General features: G+C 66.4%; 20 protein-coding genes. 11 read left to right on the forward strand and 9 right to left on the reverse strand.

The window, feature by feature from the left end; all coding sequences use genetic code 11:
* The first annotated feature begins 6 nt into the window (after positions 1–6).
* Positions 7–765: an SDR family NAD(P)-dependent oxidoreductase gene (locus tag E3O06_RS06135; protein WP_134502084.1), complete on the forward strand. Its 759-nt coding sequence runs from the start codon at positions 7–9 to the stop codon at positions 763–765.
* 2 nt (positions 766–767) lie between these two features.
* Positions 768–1,817, forward strand: coding sequence for a zinc-dependent alcohol dehydrogenase (locus E3O06_RS06140; protein WP_134502085.1), 1,050 nt, complete (start codon positions 768–770; stop codon positions 1,815–1,817).
* On the opposite strand, the gene E3O06_RS06145 is transcribed toward E3O06_RS06140, so the two are convergent.
* The 3 genes from E3O06_RS06145 to E3O06_RS06155 are packed head-to-tail and all read right to left on the reverse strand — an operon-like array spanning position 1,814 to position 4,613.
* The gene (locus E3O06_RS06145; protein WP_134502086.1) at positions 1,814–2,614 is read right to left on the reverse strand and encodes an HAD-IIA family hydrolase; all 801 of its coding nucleotides are present in this window, start codon (positions 2,612–2,614) and stop codon (positions 1,814–1,816) included. The two genes, E3O06_RS06140 and E3O06_RS06145, sit on opposite strands and share 4 nt — an antisense overlap.
* A 45-nt stretch (positions 2,615–2,659) precedes the next feature.
* Complete coding sequence (locus E3O06_RS06150; protein ID WP_134502087.1) at positions 2,660–3,304, reverse strand: metal-dependent transcriptional regulator; 645 nt, start codon at positions 3,302–3,304, stop codon at positions 2,660–2,662.
* 37 nt (positions 3,305–3,341) lie between these two features.
* The gene (locus tag E3O06_RS06155) at positions 3,342–4,613 is read right to left on the reverse strand and encodes an Nramp family divalent metal transporter (protein WP_134502088.1); all 1,272 of its coding nucleotides are present in this window, start codon (positions 4,611–4,613) and stop codon (positions 3,342–3,344) included.
* Positions 4,614–4,687: 74 nt separating this feature from the next.
* On the opposite strand from E3O06_RS06155, the gene E3O06_RS06160 reads away from it, so the two are divergent.
* The 9 genes from E3O06_RS06160 to E3O06_RS06200 all read left to right on the forward strand — a co-directional run bounded on the left by E3O06_RS06160 (position 4,688) and on the right by E3O06_RS06200 (position 11,878).
* Complete coding sequence (locus E3O06_RS06160) at positions 4,688–5,353, forward strand: TrmH family RNA methyltransferase (protein WP_420898869.1); 666 nt, start codon at positions 4,688–4,690, stop codon at positions 5,351–5,353.
* 42 nt (positions 5,354–5,395) lie between these two features.
* Entirely contained in the window at positions 5,396–5,764 is a 369-nt protein-coding gene (locus E3O06_RS06165; RefSeq protein ID WP_134502089.1) for a nuclear transport factor 2 family protein, read from the forward strand.
* Between the two features lie 62 nt (positions 5,765–5,826).
* Complete coding sequence (locus E3O06_RS06170; RefSeq protein WP_134502090.1) at positions 5,827–6,312, forward strand: DUF3151 domain-containing protein; 486 nt, start codon at positions 5,827–5,829, stop codon at positions 6,310–6,312.
* On the forward strand, positions 6,313–7,599 hold the full coding sequence (locus E3O06_RS06175; RefSeq protein WP_134502091.1) for an adenylosuccinate synthase: 1,287 nt from the start codon (positions 6,313–6,315) through the stop codon (positions 7,597–7,599).
* Between the two features lie 63 nt (positions 7,600–7,662).
* Positions 7,663–8,412 carry a GNAT family N-acetyltransferase gene (locus E3O06_RS06180; protein ID WP_134502092.1) on the forward strand — a complete coding sequence of 250 codons (750 nt, stop codon included), beginning with the start codon at positions 7,663–7,665 and terminating at the stop codon, positions 8,410–8,412.
* A gap of 90 nt (positions 8,413–8,502) precedes the next feature.
* Entirely contained in the window at positions 8,503–9,462 is a 960-nt protein-coding gene (locus tag E3O06_RS06185) for a DMT family transporter (protein WP_338144817.1), read from the forward strand.
* 21 nt (positions 9,463–9,483) lie between these two features.
* Positions 9,484–9,879 (forward strand): chorismate mutase, encoded by a 396-nt coding sequence (locus E3O06_RS06190; protein WP_134502093.1) that lies wholly within the window; start codon positions 9,484–9,486, stop codon positions 9,877–9,879.
* A gap of 4 nt (positions 9,880–9,883) precedes the next feature.
* Positions 9,884–10,807, forward strand: a complete 924-nt coding sequence (locus E3O06_RS06195; protein WP_134502094.1) for an SDR family NAD(P)-dependent oxidoreductase — start codon at positions 9,884–9,886, stop codon at positions 10,805–10,807.
* Positions 10,808–10,867: 60 nt separating this feature from the next.
* A complete protein-coding gene (locus E3O06_RS06200) occupies positions 10,868–11,878 on the forward strand; it encodes an aldo/keto reductase (protein WP_134502095.1) in 1,011 nt (336 codons plus the stop codon).
* 21 nt (positions 11,879–11,899) lie between these two features.
* Here E3O06_RS06200 and purL read toward each other — a convergent pair whose 3' ends face one another.
* From purL to E3O06_RS06230, 6 genes are all read right to left on the reverse strand, one after another.
* Complete coding sequence (purL, locus tag E3O06_RS06205; protein ID WP_134502096.1) at positions 11,900–14,206, reverse strand: phosphoribosylformylglycinamidine synthase subunit PurL; 2,307 nt, start codon at positions 14,204–14,206, stop codon at positions 11,900–11,902.
* Positions 14,207–14,350: 144 nt separating this feature from the next.
* Complete coding sequence (catC, locus tag E3O06_RS06210) at positions 14,351–14,644, reverse strand: muconolactone Delta-isomerase (protein WP_134502097.1); 294 nt, start codon at positions 14,642–14,644, stop codon at positions 14,351–14,353.
* 32 nt (positions 14,645–14,676) lie between these two features.
* Positions 14,677–15,534, reverse strand: a complete 858-nt coding sequence (gene catA, locus E3O06_RS06215; protein ID WP_134502098.1) for a catechol 1,2-dioxygenase — start codon at positions 15,532–15,534, stop codon at positions 14,677–14,679.
* Between the two features lie 71 nt (positions 15,535–15,605).
* The gene (locus E3O06_RS06220; RefSeq protein WP_134502099.1) at positions 15,606–16,715 is read right to left on the reverse strand and encodes a mandelate racemase/muconate lactonizing enzyme family protein; all 1,110 of its coding nucleotides are present in this window, start codon (positions 16,713–16,715) and stop codon (positions 15,606–15,608) included.
* Positions 16,712–18,004: an NAD(P)/FAD-dependent oxidoreductase gene (locus E3O06_RS06225; protein ID WP_134502100.1), complete on the reverse strand. Its 1,293-nt coding sequence runs from the start codon at positions 18,002–18,004 to the stop codon at positions 16,712–16,714. The genes E3O06_RS06220 and E3O06_RS06225 overlap by 4 nt, the downstream gene beginning before the upstream one ends.
* Positions 18,005–18,009: 5 nt before the next feature.
* On the reverse strand, positions 18,010–18,330 hold the full coding sequence (locus tag E3O06_RS06230) for a 2Fe-2S iron-sulfur cluster-binding protein (RefSeq protein ID WP_134502101.1): 321 nt from the start codon (positions 18,328–18,330) through the stop codon (positions 18,010–18,012).
* Positions 18,331–18,422 lie beyond the last annotated feature (92 nt).

The following is an 18,422-nucleotide window of genomic DNA, read 5'->3' on the forward strand; positions in this document are numbered from 1 at the left end:
ACCACCATGAACGTATTCAGCCTCGAGGGCAAAACCGCCTTGGTCACCGGCGGCAACCAGGGACTGGGCAAGGCCTTCGCCTTCGCGCTGGCCCAGGCCGGCGCGCACGTCGCGATCGCCGGGCGGAGCGCGGAGCGCAACGCCGCCGTCGCCGTGGAGGCAGCGGCTGCCGGCCACGACTTCGTCACCATTCAGGCTGACATCACCAAGGACGATCAGGTCGCGCGCATGACCGAGGAAGCCATCGCCGGCCTCGGCAAGATCGACATTCTGGTGAACAACGCCGGTACCTGCTACCACGCACCGGCGTTCGACGTGACCGACGACGAGTGGGCCGCGGTCTGGGACCTCAACGTGCGTGCGCTCTGGAAGGCGAGCCTTTCGGTGGGCGCGCACATGCGCACTGAGGGCAAGGGTGCAATCGTCAACATCGGCTCGATGTCGGGCATCATCGTGAACCGCCCGCAGATGCAGCCGGCCTACAACGCCTCCAAGGCTGCGGTGCATCACCTGACCCGTTCCCTGGCCGCCGAGTGGGCGCCGCTGGGAATCCGGGTCAACGCGGTCGCCCCTGGCTACGTGAAAACGGACATGGCCCCCGTCGACCGGCCGGAATTCCAGCGCTACTGGGTCGAGGACGCGCCTCAGCAGCGGTTCGCCCTGCCCGAGGAGATCGCACCCTGTGTCGTCTTCCTCGCGAGTGAGGCTGCGTCGTTCATCACCGGTTCGGTGCTCGTCGCCGACGGTGGATACACGGTGTACTGATCATGACCGTTCTCACCAACCGTCGCGTCGTCGTGAATTCCGCCACGGACATTGTTCTGGAACGGACAGCGGTACCTGTTCCCGGTGCCAACGAGGTTCTCGTGCGGTCCGCCGTCGTGGGAATCTGCGGATCGGACATGCACGCGGCGCACGGTAAGCATCCGTTCATGTCGTTGCCGTTCCGACCGGGCCACGAGGTCGTCGGGGTCGTCTCCGGTGCGGGAGCAAACGTGGACCCCGCGTGGATCGGCACCCGCGTCGTGATCGAGCCCAACCTCTACTGCGGAACCTGCGACCAGTGCGCCGCGGGCCGCTACAACATTTGCGCCACCCTCGACGTGTTCGGCTGCCAGACGCCCGGCGGAATGGCCGACCAGTTCGTCATCGACGTCGACCGGGTCATCGCCCTGCCGGATGATCTCTCCGACCTGGAGGCGGCGCTCATCGAACCGCTCTCGACCCCCGTGCATGCGGTGCGGCGGGCGGGCGACCTCACCGGCAAGCGCGTGGTGGTGCTCGGAGCCGGACCGATCGGCCTCTTTGCGACCCTGGCAGCGCTGCAGGCCGGTGCGGCGACGGTTGTCGTTGCTGACCTGCTCGATACCAAGCGCGCCAGGGCCGAACGCCTCGGGGCGAGCGGCAGCTTCGACTCCACCGCAGCGGATGCCGCCGAGCAGGCCCGCGCGCTGCTCGGTGGCCCGGCGCACGTCGTCTTCGACTGTGTCTCGGTGGCCGCCACCGTGCACCTCGCCATTGCGATTCTGGACAAGGGCGGCAGCCTCATGACCGTCGGCGTGCCGCAGGGACCGCTTCTGGTCGATCTCGACCTGGTCCAGGACCGCGAGCTGACCCTGTGCGGAAACCTGATGTACGTGCGTGAGGACGTGGCTCAGGCCATCCGTTTGCTGCAGACGAAGACTGTGCCGATCGAGGAGATCATCACGGCCACTTTCGATCTGGCCGATGCCGCCGAGGCCTTTCGCGCCTCGGACGACCCCGAGCAGGTCAAGGTGCTCGTCACCGTGGGAACGAGCGTCCCCACTACGGCCTAGATCTCGTCGCTCTCGATCGGCTCGGTGACGAGGAGCTCGTGCACCCCGGCCACGATCTCGTCGGGCCGAAACGGGTACCGGTTGATCTCGGCCTCGTCGCTGATGCCGGTCAGCACCAGAATGGTGTGCAGCCCCGCCTCGATGCCGGCGACGATGTCGGTGTCCATGCGGTCACCGATCATGCCGGTGTTCTCTGAGTGCGCGCCGATCTTGTTCATCGCGGAACGGAACATCATGGGGTTGGGCTTGCCGACGACGTACGGTTCCATGCCGGTGGCCTTGGAGATCAGCGCCGAAATGGCCCCGGTCGCCGGCATCGGTCCGTCCTTGCTCGGGCCGGTCGCATCCGGGTTCGTCGCGATGAACCGCGCCCCGCCCAGGATCAGCCGGATCGCCTTGGTGATCGCCTCGAAGGAGTAGTTGCGTGTCTCGCCGACGACGACATAGTCGGGGTCGGTCTCGGTCATGATGAAACCGGCCTCGTGCAGCGCGGTCGTGATTCCGACCTCGCCGATCACGAACGCCGTGCCGCCGGAAACCTGCGACTTTAGAAAGTCCGCCGTCGCGAGTGCCGAGGTCCAGATGCGGTCCTCCGGCACGTTCAGCCCGCTTGCGCGCAGCCGGGCGCTCAGGTCGCGGGGCGTGAAAATGGAGTTGTTGGTGAGCACCAGGAACGGCGTGCCCGCATCGGTCCACTGCTGCAGCAGTTCGGCCGCCCCCGGGAGGGCCTGGTTCTCGTGCACGAGCACACCGTCCATGTCGGTGAGCCAGCATTCGATTTCGTCGCGTCGTGCCATCAGGCGCTCCTTCTCGTCGGGTCCAGCCTAGCCGCGCGAGTCAAATCAGGCGGTCACCCAGATTGACGCGGCCGCAGCGGGCGTGACCAACCGGGTCTGGCCATCCGCTAGCACGATGCTGTGCGGCGCCGCGAGCGTGAACTCGGTGCCGGGCCCGATCAGGTCGGCGGCGAGTTCGCGGAGCACCGCCGGGTCGCGGTCGCTGATGCGCAGCACGGTACCGGCATGACCGACCGTGGCTTCGGCCAGCAGCAACGCCGACGGACGAAGCACGGTGCCGTCGGCGGCGGGAATGGGATCGCCGTGCGGATCGTGCGCCGGAAACCCGAGCCGGGCGTTGATGGCCTCGAGCAGTCGATCCGAGATGGAGTGTTCGAGAATCTCGGCCTCGTCGTGCACCTGGTCCCAGTCGTAGCCCATCTCGCCGACCAGCCAGGTCTCGATCAGGCGATGCCGCCGCACGACGGCGGTCGCACGCAGGCGGCCGGCATCCGTCAGCGCGAGCGGGCCGTAGGGAACGTGGGTGATGAGCCCGCTCGCGGCGAGCTTCTTCACCATTTCGGTGACGGATGACGGAGCCACGCCCAGCCGCGCCGCCAATGCGGACGGCGTGATCAGGTCGGACTGCCACTCGGTGTGGGCGTAGATGGTCTTGAGGTAGTCCTCGGCCGCGCCGGTCGTGTACGTCATATCTGTTTCAGGGTAGCCGGATCACGCGCCGCTTCCCTTAAAGTGCGCCGAAGACGAGCACGAGCAGCACGACATTCAGTGCAACGAGGGCCAGCGCGCAGATGGCGCCGGCGGCCGTCGTGAACCACCGGTTGGTGAAGTTGCCGAGCAGGCCGCGCTGGGCGGTGAGCCAGACCAGCGGAATCAGCGCGAACGGAATGCCGAACGACAGCACCACCTGGCTGAGCACGAGCGCCTGGGTGGGGTCGAAGCCCACTCCGAGAATGAGCAGTGCCGGAATCAGGGTGACCAGTCGGCGCAGCAGCAACGGAATGCGCACGTGCAGCAGGCCGTGCATGATCTCGGCCCCGGCATAGGCGCCCACCGAGGTCGAGGCGAGCCCCGACGCGAGCAGCCCCACCGCGAACAGGGTCGCGACGATCGGCCCGAGCGTGTCTTGCAGTGCCGCATAGGCTCCCTCGAGGGTGTCGGTTCCGTCCGCACCCTGCAGAGCGGATGCCGCGAGCAGCAGAATCGCCAGGTTCACCGTTCCGGCAATCGCCATGGCGATGGTGACGTCCCACTTCGTGGCCCAGAGCAGGCGGCGGGTGGCGACCACGCCCTGCCACTCCGGAAACCGGTCGCGGGCGAGTGACGAGTGCGCGTAGATGGCGTGCGGCATGATCGTGGCACCGAGGATGGATGCGGCGAGGAGTACCGAGTTGGAGCCCTCGAACCGCGGCACGAGGCCATCGAGAACGCCGCCGGCATCGGGCGGCGAGACGAAGACTCCCGCCGTGAAACCGACGGTGATGATGAGCATGAGCATGATGATGACGCGCTCGAAGATGCGCGGTCCCCGCCGGGAGTGCACCATGAGCACGATCATCGAGATGGTGCCGGTGATCACGCCGCCCCAGATAAGGGGCAGGTTGAAGAGCAGGTTAAGGGCGACGGCCCCGCCGATGATCTCGGCGAGGTCGGTGGCCATGGCGACCAGTTCGGCCTGCACCCAGTACAGCCGCCGAGCCATCGGCCGCTTCATGCGCACCCCGAGAATCTCGGGCAGACTCGCCCCGGTGACGATGCCGAGCTTGGCGGAGAGGTATTGGATGAGCCAGGCCATGACGTTGCCGGCCACGACCACCCAGACCAGGAGGTAGCCGTAGCGTGCGCCGGCGGTCATGTTGCTCGCGACATTGCCGGGGTCGAGGTAGGCGACCCCGGCCACCAGAGCCGGACCGAGCAGCCAGAGCAAGCGGCTGGAGGCGACCGTGGTCGGGGCGTGCGAGAGCACGCGGTCGGGGGACGGGGCATCCGTTTTAGTCATACCGAAACCATACCCAGAAGTTAGGCAGACCGAAACCCCGAATCGGGGTGCCGTCGGCAGGATACGGTTGGGTAGTGACAGAACCAGCAGCCCCAACGTTCGCCGCCGACGTGCCAGCCAATGGCAGCTCCACGCCCGAGCGCTCGACCTATGGCGTTGGGCCGTGGCCGGGGGACTGGCCGAGCGAGGATCGTTACGACGCCGACCTGCTGCAGCACGGCGACACGCGCAACGTGATCGACCGTTATCGGTACTGGAATATGGCGGCGATCGTGGCTGACCTGGATGAGCACCGGCATCCGTTCCACGTGGCCATCGAGAACTGGCAGCACGACATGAACATCGGCTCGATCGTACGCAGCGCCAACGCGTTCGGCGCCGACACCGTGCACATCATCGGCCGCAAGCGCTGGAACAAGCGCGGTGCCATGGTCACCGACCGCTACCAGCACGTGCTGCACCACGCGGATGTCGCGGCCTTCGTCGCGTGGTGCGCGAACGGGTCGCTGCCGATCATCGCGATCGACAACGTGCCCGGCAGTGTCATCATCGAGACGTTCAACTTTCCCGAACGCTGCGTGCTCCTGTTCGGCCAGGAAGGTCCAGGGCTGTCGGAGGAGGCCATCGCCGCCGCCGATTCCGTCGTTGAAATCAGCCAGTTCGGATCGACCAGGTCGATCAACGCCTCGGCGGCCGCCGCCGTCACCATGCACTCCTGGGTGGTTCAGCACCGGTTCTGAATTTTCTGACCAAACCGGCTCGGCAAGGGCTACCGTGGCGTTATGACTGCGATCACTGATGATCTTCCGGCCCGACTCCTCCACGAAGAAAATGCCGGCTGGCAGGCCATTCTGGGTGGCCAGGGCGGCGCGTACTACCAGCGCGAAATGACCGACGACGGCCTGATTATCGTGCCAGGCGCCGTCATCACCCGCGACGAGGTCACCGCCTACTTCGACCAGGCGGCTCCGTGGGAGAGCTACGGCATTCACGAACCGGCCATCATCCGTCTGGGCGAGCACGCCGGCGTCGTCGTGTACAAGGCCATCGCCCGCCGCGGGGAGGTCGTCGCCGAGCTGAACATGTCGACGACCTACCTCTTCGTCAACGGCGGCTGGCGAGTCGCGGCTCGGCAGCAAAGCCAGGCCTAGTGTTTTAGGCCGCCCGGGCCCGTCGCCGGGGTGAGGGCGCCGCGGCCTTGGTAGGATTCAGTGTGACCGGCGACAATTTGATTTCAGAGCCCGAGACCCTTCTTCCCGCGGAACCGGAGGTGCTCGAGGCCCTGCGCCGAACCGCGAGGAGCGAGCTCGCCGCCGTGGTGCAGGTGCACCCGACGTCCCCGCTGGCCTGGGCAGAACTGGCCGATGCCACCCACCATGAGGGTCGCATCCTGGAGTCGTACGCCTACGCCCGGGTCGGGTACCACCGCGGACTCGACGCCCTGCGCAAGGCCGGCTGGCGCGGCCACGGCCCCATTCCATGGCGCCACGCACCCAACCGGGGGGTGCTGCGCGCCCTGTTCGCGCTGCGCCGCGGCGCCGAAGAGATCGGCGAGGCCGACGAAGTCTCCCGCCTCACGGCTTTTCTGACGGATGCCGACGCGAGCGCCATTGACATCATCGCCACCCTGCACACCGGCAGCCCGGGGTTCGACCCGGCGCCGCCCACCGAAGCTTTTGTTATTCGAGGAGAAGACTAAATGCCCGCGATCGTACTCATCGGAGCCCAGTGGGGCGACGAGGGCAAGGGTAAGGCCACCGACCTGCTCGGCAGCCGGGTCGACTATGTCGTCAAGTTCAACGGCGGCAACAACGCCGGCCACACCGTCGTGGTCGGCGACGAGAAGTATGCGCTGCACCTGCTGCCGTCCGGCATCCTGAGCCCGGGCGTCACCCCGGTCATCGCCAACGGCGTCGTCGTCGATGTCGAGGTGCTGTTCGAGGAGCTCGATGCTCTCTCCGAGCGAGGCGTCGACGTCTCCCGGCTCAAGGTCAGCCTCAACGCCCACGTCATCACCGCGTATCACCGCACCCTCGACAAGGTCACCGAGCGTTTTCTCGGCAAACGCCAGATCGGCACCACCGGGCGCGGCATCGGCCCGGCCTACGCCGACAAGATCAACCGCGTCGGCATCCGCGTGCAGGACCTGTTCGACGAGAACATCCTGCGCCAGAAGGTCGAGGGAGCCCTCGACCAGAAGAACCACATGCTGGTCAAGGTCTACAACCGCCGCGCCATCGAGGCCGAGGAGATCGTCACCGAACTGCTCGGCTATGCCGAACGCCTGCGCCCCATGGTCACCGACACCGCGCTGCTGTTGCACCAGGCGCTGGATGACGGCAAGACCGTGTTGTTTGAGGGCGGCCAGGCCACCATGCTCGACGTCGACCACGGCACCTACCCCTTCGTCACGTCGTCGAACGCCACCTCGGGCGGAGCGGTGACCGGTTCCGGCATCGCCCCGAACCGCATCGACCGGGTCATCGCCGTGGTGAAGGCCTACACGACCCGTGTCGGCAGCGGCCCGTTTCCCACCGAACTGTTCGACGAGTCCGGCGAATACCTGCGTGCCAACGGCTTCGAGTTCGGAACCACTACCGGCCGCCCGCGCCGCTGCGGCTGGTACGACGCCCCGATCGCCCGCTACACCGCGCGCATCAACGGCGTCACCGACTTCGTGCTGACCAAGCTCGACGTGCTCACCGGCCTGGCCGAGATCCCGGTCTGCGTGGCCTACTCGGTTGACGGCGTGCGCGTCGACGAAGTTCCCGTCTCGCAGAGCGACTTTCACCACGCTGTTCCGATCTACGAGAACTTTCCGGGCTGGACCGAGGACATCACCGGTGTGCGCGCCTTCGAGGAGTTGCCACAGGCGGCGCAGGACTACGTGCTCGCCCTCGAGTCGATGAGCGGGTCGCGCGTGTCGGCGATCGGCGTCGGGCCCGACCGCGAAGCCATCGTGGTGCGTCACGACCTGATCGACTAGATTTCTCGGCGGGTTGCCGCGAAGCATGCACGATTCCTCACTTTGACCTGTCACACTGTGCGGGTGACCGCCGTGAGACCCCATTCCCTGACCCTGACCGGTCGTTTTGTGCAACTGCAACCGCTCGGAAGTGCGGTGCTGCCCGAACTCGCGCGCGCCATCGCCCATCCCGAGGTATTCGCGGCCGGCTACGGCGGCGGTCCGGCCGCCCTGCACCAGGGCGTCGACGGCTTCATCAAGTGGGCGCACGACTACTTTCAGTGGGAAAGCCTGCCCTACGTGGTGCGCCTGCTCGGCGGTCCGAACGACGGCGACGTCGTCGGCACCACGACCCTCGGCGACATCGACGTCGTCAACGAGGCGATCCATCTCGGCTGGACCGCCTACGACCCGCGCGTCTGGGGCACCGCCGTGAACGCTGAGACCAAATTGCTCGTGCTCGGCACGGCCTTCGACAATGGCTTCGGCCGGGTCAAAATTCAAGCGGATGCTATCAACGCCCGTTCCCGCGCCGCCATCCTCGGCATCGGTGCCACGTTCGAGGGCATCCTGCGCCGTGATCGCCCCCGCGCCGACGGAACCTGGCGGGACAGCGCCGTCTACTCGATCCTCGCCGACGAGTGGCCGGCCGTGCGCTCCGGGCTCGAAGCCCGCCTCGATGCCTTCGAGGCCCGGTTTGTGACGTATCGCAGCTTGCGCCCGACCAGTCCGGGCGGCACCATCACGGGCGGCGGGCCGCGGGGTGGCGTTCGGGGCGGCAGCCCGGCCGGAACCGACACGCAGAGCAACGCCGGGGCCGACGCGTCGCAGTAGGGGGCGGCATCCGCTGCCATTGTTCGGCGCTTTTCGGACGTTGAGTTCCTGCCGACCTGCGCCGAGATGCGTGCGCTATAGGCTCGGAGGGTGCCTCCGACCCCTACCGCCAGCAAGACCCTCGTCCTGCTGCAATTTCTCGGGATGGGGCTGATCTGGGGCGCCAGTTTTCTGTTCATGAAGATCGCCCTCGACGGGGTCAGCTTCGGCCAGATCGCCTGGTCGCGGCTCGTGCTCGGCGGGCTGACCCTCGGACTGATCGTGCTGGTAACCCGTCCGCGCATCAGGAACGGGCCGGTGCTGCCGCGGGAGGGCGTGGTCTGGCTGCACTTTCTGGTGATTGCGGTCAGCGGATGCGTGGTTCCGCACCTGCTGTTCGCCTGGGCGGAACAATACGTTTCGTCGAGCCTGGCCAGCATCTATAACGCCGTCACCCCGATCATGACGGCGTTGATGGCTACGCTCGCCTTTCGAGTGGAGAAACTCGTGCGCGCGCAGGTCGCCGGTGTCGTGCTCGGCATCGTCGGTGTCGTCGTGATCATCGGCCCGTGGCAGTATTCCTCTCTCGCCGGCGACTTCTGGGGCCAGGTCGCCTGCCTCGGCGCGGCCGTCTGCTACGGCTTCACCTTCGGCTACACCCGCCGCTTTCTGAGTGGCCGGCCGATCGCGGCATCGACGTTCGCCTTTCTGAACATCGGCATTGCCGGTTTCATCATGTTGTTGCTCACACCGGTGCTGGCCTGGCACCCGGTGGCGCTGACCTGGCCCATCGTGCTCTGCCTGCTCGCGCTCGGAGCGCTCGGTACCGGCCTGGCCTACATCTGGAATATCAACGTGCTGCGCGCCTGGGGGCCGACCAACGCGTCCACGGTGACCTACGTGACGCCCGTGGTCGGCGTGGTGCTCGGGGTGCTCGTGCTCGCCGAAACGTTCTCCTGGCACGAGCCGGCCGGGGCGCTCCTCGTGCTGCTGGGCATACTGCTGACGCAGAAACGGTTGCGGCTCGGGTCGTTCGGGGCGCGTGGCCGGGAGGCGGCGGCATCCGCTTAAGGCATGCATTATCGTAAAACTATGGCCGCACACGAGGAACTACCCGCTGATGCCGACGCTGCGGCGATCGAGCAGCTGCACAGCATTCGCGAGAGCATCGACAATATCGACGCCGCACTCATCCACCTGCTGGCCGAGCGATTCAAATTCACCCAGTCGGTGGGCCGGCTCAAGGCCGCGCACGGGCTGCCGGCCGCCGATCCGGCGCGCGAGCTCATGCAGATCGACCGCCTGCGCGGCCTCGCCGAAGAGGCGCACCTCGACCCGGCTTTCGCCGAGAAATTTCTGAATTTCATCATCGCCGAGGTGATTCATCACCACGTGAAGATCGCCGGCGGCGAGTCCGTGGCTCCGGGTCGGGCTGCGGGCGCTGCGCCGGCAGCATCGCCGGCAGCATCACCGATCACGGCTTCGTAGCCGGGTGAGCTGGAACCCACGCGCGCTGCCCGATCAGTCCGGCAAGACCTTTGTCGTCACCGGCGCCAACGCCGGCCTCGGCTACTTCACCAGCGAGCAGCTCGCCGGCGCGGGCGCGCACGTCGTGCTCGCCTGCCGCAACCTTGCCAAAGCGGATGCCGCGGCGGCGGCCATCCGTTTGCGTGTGCCCGGGGCATCCGTTTCGGTGCTGCAGCTCGACGTCGCCGACCTGGAGTCGGTGCGCGAGGTGAGCGAGACCCTGCGCGCCTTTCCGCGGCTCGACGGCCTGATTCTGAACGCCGGAATCGTGCACCCGCCTCGGGACCGCCAGGTGAGCCTCGATGGCAACGAACTGGTTTTCGCCACGAACTTTCTCGGGCACTTCGCTTTGACCGCCGGTGCCCTCATGGCTTTGCGGCGCACGCCCGGCAGTCGGGTGGTGTCGCTCGGGTCGCTGATCTCGCGGCTGATGGATTCCTCGCTCGACGACCTGCAGCTGGCGACCACCTATAACGGGTGGAAGGCCTACGCGCAGTCGAAGATCGCGATGCAGGTGTTCGGGTTCGAGCTCGACCGGCGGCTGCGGGCGAACGGTGCCGGAATGGTGCAGTCGTTGGTGGCGCATCCTGGATATTCCATTTCGGGGTTGACCCCGGGCATCCGTTCGGTCAATGAGGTCTCGCGCGGCAAACGGGTCATCGACGGTGTGCAAACCGTGGTCGGCGCCCAGGGCAAACACCACGGCGCCTGGTCGAGCGTTCGGGCTGCGACCGACCCGGAGGCCCACGGCGGCGACTACTTCGGCCCGCGCCTGCTGGTGCGCGGCGGCCCCGTGCGTCAGCCCGCGACTCGAACGTCGCGCGACCGGGCCGTGGCGTCTCGCCTGTGGGAGCGCGCCGAAACGTTGATCGGCGACCCCTTCCTCTAGGTCCGCGAGACGGCGCGTAACACTTGGGTTCGCCGAAATTGTTGAGCGTAGTCTGACCAGATGACTAGATTGCCCGCCATCCTGACCGCAGTCACACTGGGAGACGGACTCACCATCAGCCCGCAGGGATACGGAGGCATGTCGCTCACGCCGGTTTACGGTCCGATCGACCCCGACGATGCCCTGCGCACGTTAACGCACGCCGTTGACTCGGGCCTCACCTTCATCGACACGGCCAACGTCTACGGCAACGGGTTGAGCGAGCGGACGATCGCACGGCTGATCGCAACCCGACGCGATGAGGTGCAGCTGGCGAGCAAGTTCGGAATCCTTTCGGGCGCCGGCATCGGTGCACGCTGCATCCGTGGTGACCGAGCTTACGTGTTCGAGCAGATTGACCTGAGCCTCGCGCGCCTGGGCACCGACCACCTGGACCTCTACTACCAGCACCGGGTCGACCCCGAGGTGCCTATCGAAGAGACCGTCGGGGCGCTCGCGGAACTGGTTCAGGCTGGCAAGATTCGCCACATCGGTCTCTCCGAACCGACTGGTGAGGAGCTGCGCCGCGCTGCCGCCATTCACCCGATCGCCGCAGTGCAGTCTGAGTGGAGCATTATCAGCCGAGACGTCGAGCGGCACGTTGTGCCGACCGCGATCGAGCTGGGCATCGGGTTCGTCCCGTATTCGCCTCTGGGTCGCCAATGGCTTACCGGGCTCTTCGACCGCAGCGCGCTCACTGACGCAGACGGGCGTCACAAGTTTCCCCGGTTCACCCCGGATGCCCTCGCCGCCAACCAGCCGGTGCTCACCGAGGTGCTTGCGGTGGCCCGCGAGGCCGCTGTTTCGCCAGCGCAGGTCGCGCTTGCCTGGCTCTACGACAAGGGTCGCACCCTCGGCATTCCGCTCGCTCCGATCCCCGGTTCCCGCTTCATCGAGCGGGTGGATGAGAACCTGGCAGCTGCGAGCATCCGTCTCGATGCCGCACACGTAACGCGCTTGGACGCGCTCGCCGACCGCATATTCGCCGGCCGATCATTCAACCCCCAGTGGGTTTCCGCCGGCCGCGAATAGCCACAACGCGGGGGAGCACAGTTAGGCGAAGGCGGCGGGGAGGGGGGATTGGTGCCGGTTGCGCATCTCGGTTAAGGGGGCGGCGAAGACGTCTTGCACCTCGAGGGCGTGCAGGGTGGCATCCGTCACGCCGATGCGCAGCACCGGAATGTAGCGGCCGGCACACAGGCCGAGGAACTTCACGTCGTCTTCGCGCGGCACGCTCACGATGACCCGACCGGCCGACTCGGAGAACAGTGCAGTGGATGCGTCGACTCCGTCCCGGCCGCAGATATCGCCGAGCCAAACGCGGGCTCCCACCCCGAAGCGCATCACGGCTTCGGCGAGGGCCTGGGCGAGCCCGCCCTCGCTGAGGTCGTGCGCGCTGTCGATGAGGGCTTCTTTCGAGGCGGCGTGCAGCAGACCGGCGAGGGCCTTCTCCCCGGCCAGATCCACGACCGGCGGACGCCCGCCGAGGTGGTCGTGCACCACACCGGCCCAGGCTGAACCGTCGAGTTCGAGGCGGGTCGTGCCGAGCAGATAAATGTTGTGCCCGTCGTCTTGCCAACCGCTCGGAATGCGGCGGGCGACGTCGTCGATCACGCCGAGCACGGCCACGACCGGGGTCGGGTGGATCGGCTGGTCGCCGGTCTGGTTGTAGAACGAGACGTTGCCGCCGGTGACGGGAATCTCCAGCTCGAGGCACCCGTCGGCGAGGGCGGTGACGGCCTCGCGGAACTGCCACATGACCTCGGGGTTCTCGGGCGAGCCGAAGTTGAGGCAGTCGCTGACGCCGGCCGGCACAGCGCCGGTCGCGGCGACGTTGCGGTACGCCTCGGCCAGGGCCAGCTGCGCGCCGCGGTACGGGTCGAGCTGGCAGTACCGGCCGTTCGCGTCGGTGGCGATTGCGAAGCCGAGGCCGCTCTCCTCGTCGACGCGGATCATGCCGCCGTCGTCGGGAAAGGAGAGCGCCGTGTTGCCCTGCACGTAGTGGTCATACTGGTCGGTGATCCAGCTCGGGTCGGCCAGATTCGGCGAACCGAGTAGGTCGAGGAACTGCTCGTGCAGGGTTTCACCGTCGAGGGCGCGCGGCAGCACGGAGGCGGTGTCGGCCTGCAGGGCGTCGATCCAGGTCGGGTAGGCGAGCGGGCGCTCGTACACCGGGCCGTCGACGGCCACGGTGCGCGGCAGCACGTTGACGATCTCTTCGCCGTGCCAGTTGATGATCAACCGGCCGGTGTCGGTGACCTCGCCGAGCACGCTGGTTTCCACGTCCCACTTGGTGGTGACGGCGAGAAAACCCTCGAGCTTGTCGGGGGTGACGATCGCCATCATCCGTTCCTGGCTCTCGCTCATGAGAATTTCTTCGGCGGTGAGCGTGGGGTCACGCAGCAACACCTTCTCGAGTTCGATGAACATGCCGCCGTCGCCGTTCGAGGCCAGCTCGCTGGTCGCGCAGCTGATTCCGGCGGCCCCGAGGTCTTGAATACCCTCGACGAGCTTGCCAGCGAACAGTTCGAGGCAGCACTCGATGAGCACCTTCTCGGCGAACGGGTCGCCGACCTGCACGGCCGGGCGCTTGGTCGGCCCGCCGGCGCTGAACGTGTCCGAGGCGAGAATGGATGCCCCGCCGATGCCGTCGCCGCCGGTGCGGGCTCCGAATAGAACGACCCGGTTGCCGACGCCGCGGGCGTTGGCGAGGTGCAGGTCTTCGTGGCGCAGCACGCCGACGGACAGCGCGTTGACGAGCGGGTTGCCCTGGTAAACCCGGTCGAACACGGTTTCGCCGCCGATGTTCGGCAGGCCGAGGCAGTTTCCGTAGAAGCTGATGCCACTGACGACGCCGTGCACGACCCGGGCGGTGTCGGGGTCATCGATGTCGCCAAAGCGCAGGGCGTCCATCACGGCGACCGGGCGGGCGCCCATCGAGATGATGTCGCGCACGATGCCGCCGACGCCGGTCGCGGCGCCCTGGAACGGCTCGATGTAGGAGGGGTGGTTGTGCGATTCGATCTTGAACGTGACCGCCCAGCCCTCGCCGACGTCGAGCACGCCGGCGTTTTCGCCCATGCCGACCATGAGGTTCTTCTTCATGGCGGGGGTGACCTTGTCGCCGAACTGGCGCAGGTACATCTTCGAGCTCTTGTACGAGCAGTGCTCGCTCCACATCACGGAGTACATGGCGAGCTCGCCACTCGTGGGGCGGCGACCCAGAATTTCGCGGATCTTCGCGTACTCGTCGGCCTTGAGTCCGAGCGCGCCGTAGGGCTGCTCCTTCTCGGGCGTCGCAATGGCGTTGGAAACGGTGTCGGCGACGCCGCGGGAAGAGGTGTTGGAAACAGCGGTCACGTGTGGAATTCTCCCCGAGATAGCGGATGCTTGACCCGGCAAGTCTACCGGTCGCACCGCCCCGGCCCGGTGGCCGCTGAAAGTGGTCAGCGACCACCGAGGGAATGGTGCCCGAACGAGGCGTGGGCTATCCCACACGATTCTTCACGGCTGCGACGGCGCAACCACCTGGGACGGATGCCTGGCCAGCGGCGTCACGTCGATCTCCATGTAGGGGAACAATGGCAGGTTCCACAGGATGTCGTGCAGCCGTTCGTTTTCCGCAACGTCGAAAATACTCAGATTGGAGTACTGCCCGACGCAGCGCCAGATGTGCTGCCATTCCCCACCAGCCTGCAGGTCCTGGGAGTAGGACTTCTCTCGAGCGAGGATGTCTGCCTTGACGTCCTCGTCGAGGTCGAGTGGCACGGTGACACTCATCCGCACTGCGAACAACATGAGCCTCCTCCGTTCTGTTCGGTCGTCACCAGTCAGGCCGGGTCGAGCACAAAGTTGTAGGTGACGTGTCGGCCCGTGCCGTCGGCCGTTGGCAGGGGCTTGAGGACCAGCTCCGGCTTGACAGCGGAGGCGACGTCGTTGGAGAGGTGGGAGTCTCCCTCGAAGTAGAGCTGGGCGGTGAGCAATTGGCGGCCGGGGGCGGAGATCTTTAGGTGCAGGTGGGCCGGACGCCAGGCGTGCCAACCAGCGGCGGTGATCAGGTTGCCGCACGAACCGCCGGTGGGGATTTGATACGGAGCCGGCTGGATGGTGTTGATTTCGTAGTGTCCGTGCTCATCGGCGACGATGATTCCGCGCAGGTTCCACTCAGGGAGGCCGGGGGCAAACTGTGAATAGAGTCCGTCGTCATCGGCGTGCCAAATCTCGACGTGGGCGCCGGCCAGGGGTGTTCCGTCTGTTCCGGTCACCGAGCCACGCAGAAGAAGGGGCGTGCCCGGTTCGTCGTCACGCATGGGCAGCGTTCCGGGGGTGGCCAGTGTCGGAGCGTCGGGAACGAAATACGGGCCCTCGATCGTGCCCTTCGATCCTTCACGATTGCCAGTGGCGACCTCTTCAATGACGTGTTCGACCCACACGTCCAGAAACAACGGCCATTCACCGTCTTCGCCGACCTGGATCAACCACGCTTTGAGAGCGTTGAATTCGGCGTAGGTGACCTCGTGGCGACGCACGGTGTCGTAGACGGCACTGAGTACCTCGTTGGCGAGAAGGGAGACCCGTTCGGTCGAGGTTTCAACTGCGGTGGTCTTGCCGCTCTCCCGAAAACGCGCTGTGGCGGCATTTCCCGAAGCCGCAGCGGAGGCTTCCACTTCGATAATTTCAGATGACATCTTTTCTCCATTTCATTTTCCGTCCGCATCCAAGCGATGGGGCCGTAGTCTGTGGCGACAGAATGAGTCGGTCAGTCCGACCGGTCCTGCCGATATCTGGTGAGTTTCTCGGGATCGATCTCGACGCCCAGACCGACCGACTGGCGGATGGGGAGCATCCCGTCTCGGATCGTGAGTGGCTCGGCCAACAGGTCGTCTGTCATGTCCAGAAAATTGGACAGCTCACCCGCCCGGCGGCTCGTGGACTGGAAAGCTGAGCCGAACGCAGCGCTGCACACGGTGCCGACCTGCCCGTCTATCTGGTTTCCCATGATGACCTCGACGCCCAGTCCCTCGCACGCGAAGAGAACACGCTGCGAGTCGGTGAATCCGGTGCGTGCCGTCTTAATGCTGATGGCATGGGCAGCGCCGCCCAGGAGCTCGCGGGTCACCTCGCCCGGGCGGGTCACGCTTTCGTCCGCGACGAGCGGTATCGGGCTGCGTTCGGCGAGCCATCGACGCCCGAGCACATCGTCGGCGGGACACAACTCTTCCGCGAAGGTGAGGTCAAGGTCGTCCATAGCCCGGAGGGCCCGCAGTGATTCGGATGCCGTCCATCCGCGGTTCCCGTCAATATAGAGGTCCACCGCATCGCCCAGCTGGTCGCGCAGGGCGCGGCAGACCGCGATGTCGATGTGGATCGGGTTGCGGCCGACCTTGACCTTGAAAGTCGTAATGCCGTGAACGTCACGCATCCGCTCCGCTTCGGTTACCGCTTGCGCCGGGTCGGTGAACCCCAACATGTGTGAAACCCGCATCCGATCCGTATACCCGCCCAAAAGGCGAGTGACAGGCACCCTCAGCGACTGGCCGATCACGTCCCACACCGCCATATCAATGGCGGATTTGGCCGTAGGGTTTCCGACTGTGCGGTTCAACACGGCATGGATGGTCTCGCGGTCGAGGCACGAGAGACCGACGATCCCTGGCGTGAAGACCGTGCCGATCACCGCGGCGATCGACTGCTGCGTTTCACCGTAGGTAAAGGGGCGCGGCGGGGCCTCGGCTGTGCCGATGACACCATCTTCGCTGTGTACGCGCACCAGAATGTGTGCTGCTGTTCGCACTTCTCCGCTCGCGAATCGCAGGGGTTTCGTGTAGTCGATGGCGAACGGAATCGTCTCAATCCGGGTGATCTTCACGGCCGCACACCCACCGTGAGCCGCTCGGCCGGGTCTGGCGCGCCCATCAGTACCTTCAGTGCTGACCGAGTATCACCAGCAACCGTGGCCGGTATCGAGGCACCGAGGGCCAGCGCGCGCTTGACGGCCATGAAATCGTGCGGTTGGTTGACCGCGTCGACCGCTATGAGGCGGGACTGGCGGTAGTACAACACGGAAAAGGACTCTGTCGCGGGATCGCCGCGCACGACGAACTCGTCGTAACCGGTCGACAGCCCGGCGATCTGCAGCTTGAGGTCGGATTGGTCTGACCAGAACCACGGCACGACGGCGGGCGGGCGCGACACTCCGAGGATTGTGGCGGCGGCGACCTTGGCCTGGTCGACAGCGTTCTGCACGGATTCCAACCCGATGAGGGTTTCAGGGTGCCGAGGATGTGGCTGCACGGTGCAGTCGCCGGCCGCGACAATCGACGGGTTGCTCGTGCGAGCCTGGTCGTCGACGATGATGCCGCGAGCACAGTCCAGCCCCAGTTGCCTGGCCAGCTCGATGCGCGGCTCAACGCCGATCCCGACGATCACGACATCGGCGGCGAGACGGGTGCCGTCCGAGAGCTCCACCGTCGTCACGTTCCCGTCATCGTCACCGTGCACGGCGGTTACGCCACAGCCCATCCGAAAGCGCACTCCACGTTTCAGATGGGCCTGCCGGTAGAACTCGGAGATCGGCGGCGCGACGACTCGTCTTAGCAGACGGCCGGATGATTCGACGACCGTCACGTGCAATCCGCGGCGGCGGGCCGCGGCGGCCGCCTCCAGGCCGATGAAGCCGCCTCCGATGACCACGACACTGTGCGCTGCGTTGAGCAGCTCGCGCAAGCGGCCGGCGTCGTCGATGCTGCGCAGATAGCAGACGCCGAACAGGTCGGCCCCCGGTACGGTGAGCCGACGCGGCCGCGATCCGGTGGTCAGCGCCAGTCGCTCGAACCGTATGACGCGACCCCCGTTGGTGAGGGCGCTGGCGCCGCTTGAATCCGGGTTCAGAGTGACGATGCGGCTCGCCGCTACGACGTCGATGTCATTGTCGGTGTAGAAACCGGGGGCACGAAGGGCCAGGTTGTCTTCGTCGATGGTGCCGGCCAGGAATGACTTGGAAAGTGGCGGCCGTTGGTAAGGGCGGTCCGTCTCGGCTCCCGCGAGCGTGATCGGCGCGGAGTATCCGCCCGCCCGCAGCGACACGGCGAGCTGCAGGCCGGCTTGGCCGGCACCCACGATGAGAGTGCCAGCGGATGCGGTGGGCGAGCCGTGCATAATCGTCACTGTTCCGGGGCGATGTCGGCTTCGAGACCGTCGAGCGCAGCGGTCATGCGAATCTGGCAGGACAGGCGGCTATTGGGCTTGCGATCGGCGACCGTGTCATCGAGCATCTCGTCCTCGAAGTCATCGGCCCGGCCGGTGAGATCGATGTACGCCTCCGCAACGTAGATATGGCACGTCGCACAGGAGAGAGCCCCGCCGCATTCGGCGACGATACCGGGAACTCCATGCTTGACCGCGGTCTCCATGACGGATGCCCCGATCTGGGCGTCGACGGTGAACAGTGCCCCGTTCGGGGCGTGAAGGACGATCTTGGGCATGAGGACCTACCTGGTTGGGTGATGCGTCAGTTGTTGTGGTCCGCCCAGCGGCACGGACCACAACAACCGGGGGGGGGGGGGGGGGGGGGGGG

The sequence above is a fragment of the Cryobacterium glaciale genome (assembly GCF_004402535.1).
GTDB classification, from domain to species: domain Bacteria; phylum Actinomycetota; class Actinomycetes; order Actinomycetales; family Microbacteriaceae; genus Cryobacterium; species Cryobacterium glaciale.

Coding starts and splice junctions, on each gene's coding strand:
- E3O06_RS06135 (WP_134502084.1), top strand. CDS start 7: ATGAACGTATTCAGCCTCGAGGGCAAAACCGCCTTGGTCACCGGCGGC.
- E3O06_RS06140 (WP_134502085.1), top strand. CDS start 768: ATGACCGTTCTCACCAACCGTCGCGTCGTCGTGAATTCCGCCACGGAC.
- E3O06_RS06145 (WP_134502086.1), bottom strand. CDS start 2,614: ATGGCACGACGCGACGAAATCGAATGCTGGCTCACCGACATGGACGGT.
- E3O06_RS06150 (WP_134502087.1), bottom strand. CDS start 3,304: ATGACGTACACGACCGGCGCGGCCGAGGACTACCTCAAGACCATCTAC.
- E3O06_RS06155 (WP_134502088.1), bottom strand. CDS start 4,613: ATGACTAAAACGGATGCCCCGTCCCCCGACCGCGTGCTCTCGCACGCC.
- E3O06_RS06165 (WP_134502089.1), top strand. CDS start 5,396: ATGACTGCGATCACTGATGATCTTCCGGCCCGACTCCTCCACGAAGAA.
- E3O06_RS06175 (WP_134502091.1), top strand. CDS start 6,313: ATGCCCGCGATCGTACTCATCGGAGCCCAGTGGGGCGACGAGGGCAAG.
- E3O06_RS06190 (WP_134502093.1), top strand. CDS start 9,484: ATGGCCGCACACGAGGAACTACCCGCTGATGCCGACGCTGCGGCGATC.
- E3O06_RS06200 (WP_134502095.1), top strand. CDS start 10,868: ATGACTAGATTGCCCGCCATCCTGACCGCAGTCACACTGGGAGACGGA.
- catC (WP_134502097.1), bottom strand. CDS start 14,644: ATGTTGTTCGCAGTGCGGATGAGTGTCACCGTGCCACTCGACCTCGAC.
- catA (WP_134502098.1), bottom strand. CDS start 15,534: ATGTCATCTGAAATTATCGAAGTGGAAGCCTCCGCTGCGGCTTCGGGA.
- E3O06_RS06225 (WP_134502100.1), bottom strand. CDS start 18,004: ATGCACGGCTCGCCCACCGCATCCGCTGGCACTCTCATCGTGGGTGCC.
- E3O06_RS06230 (WP_134502101.1), bottom strand. CDS start 18,330: ATGCCCAAGATCGTCCTTCACGCCCCGAACGGGGCACTGTTCACCGTC.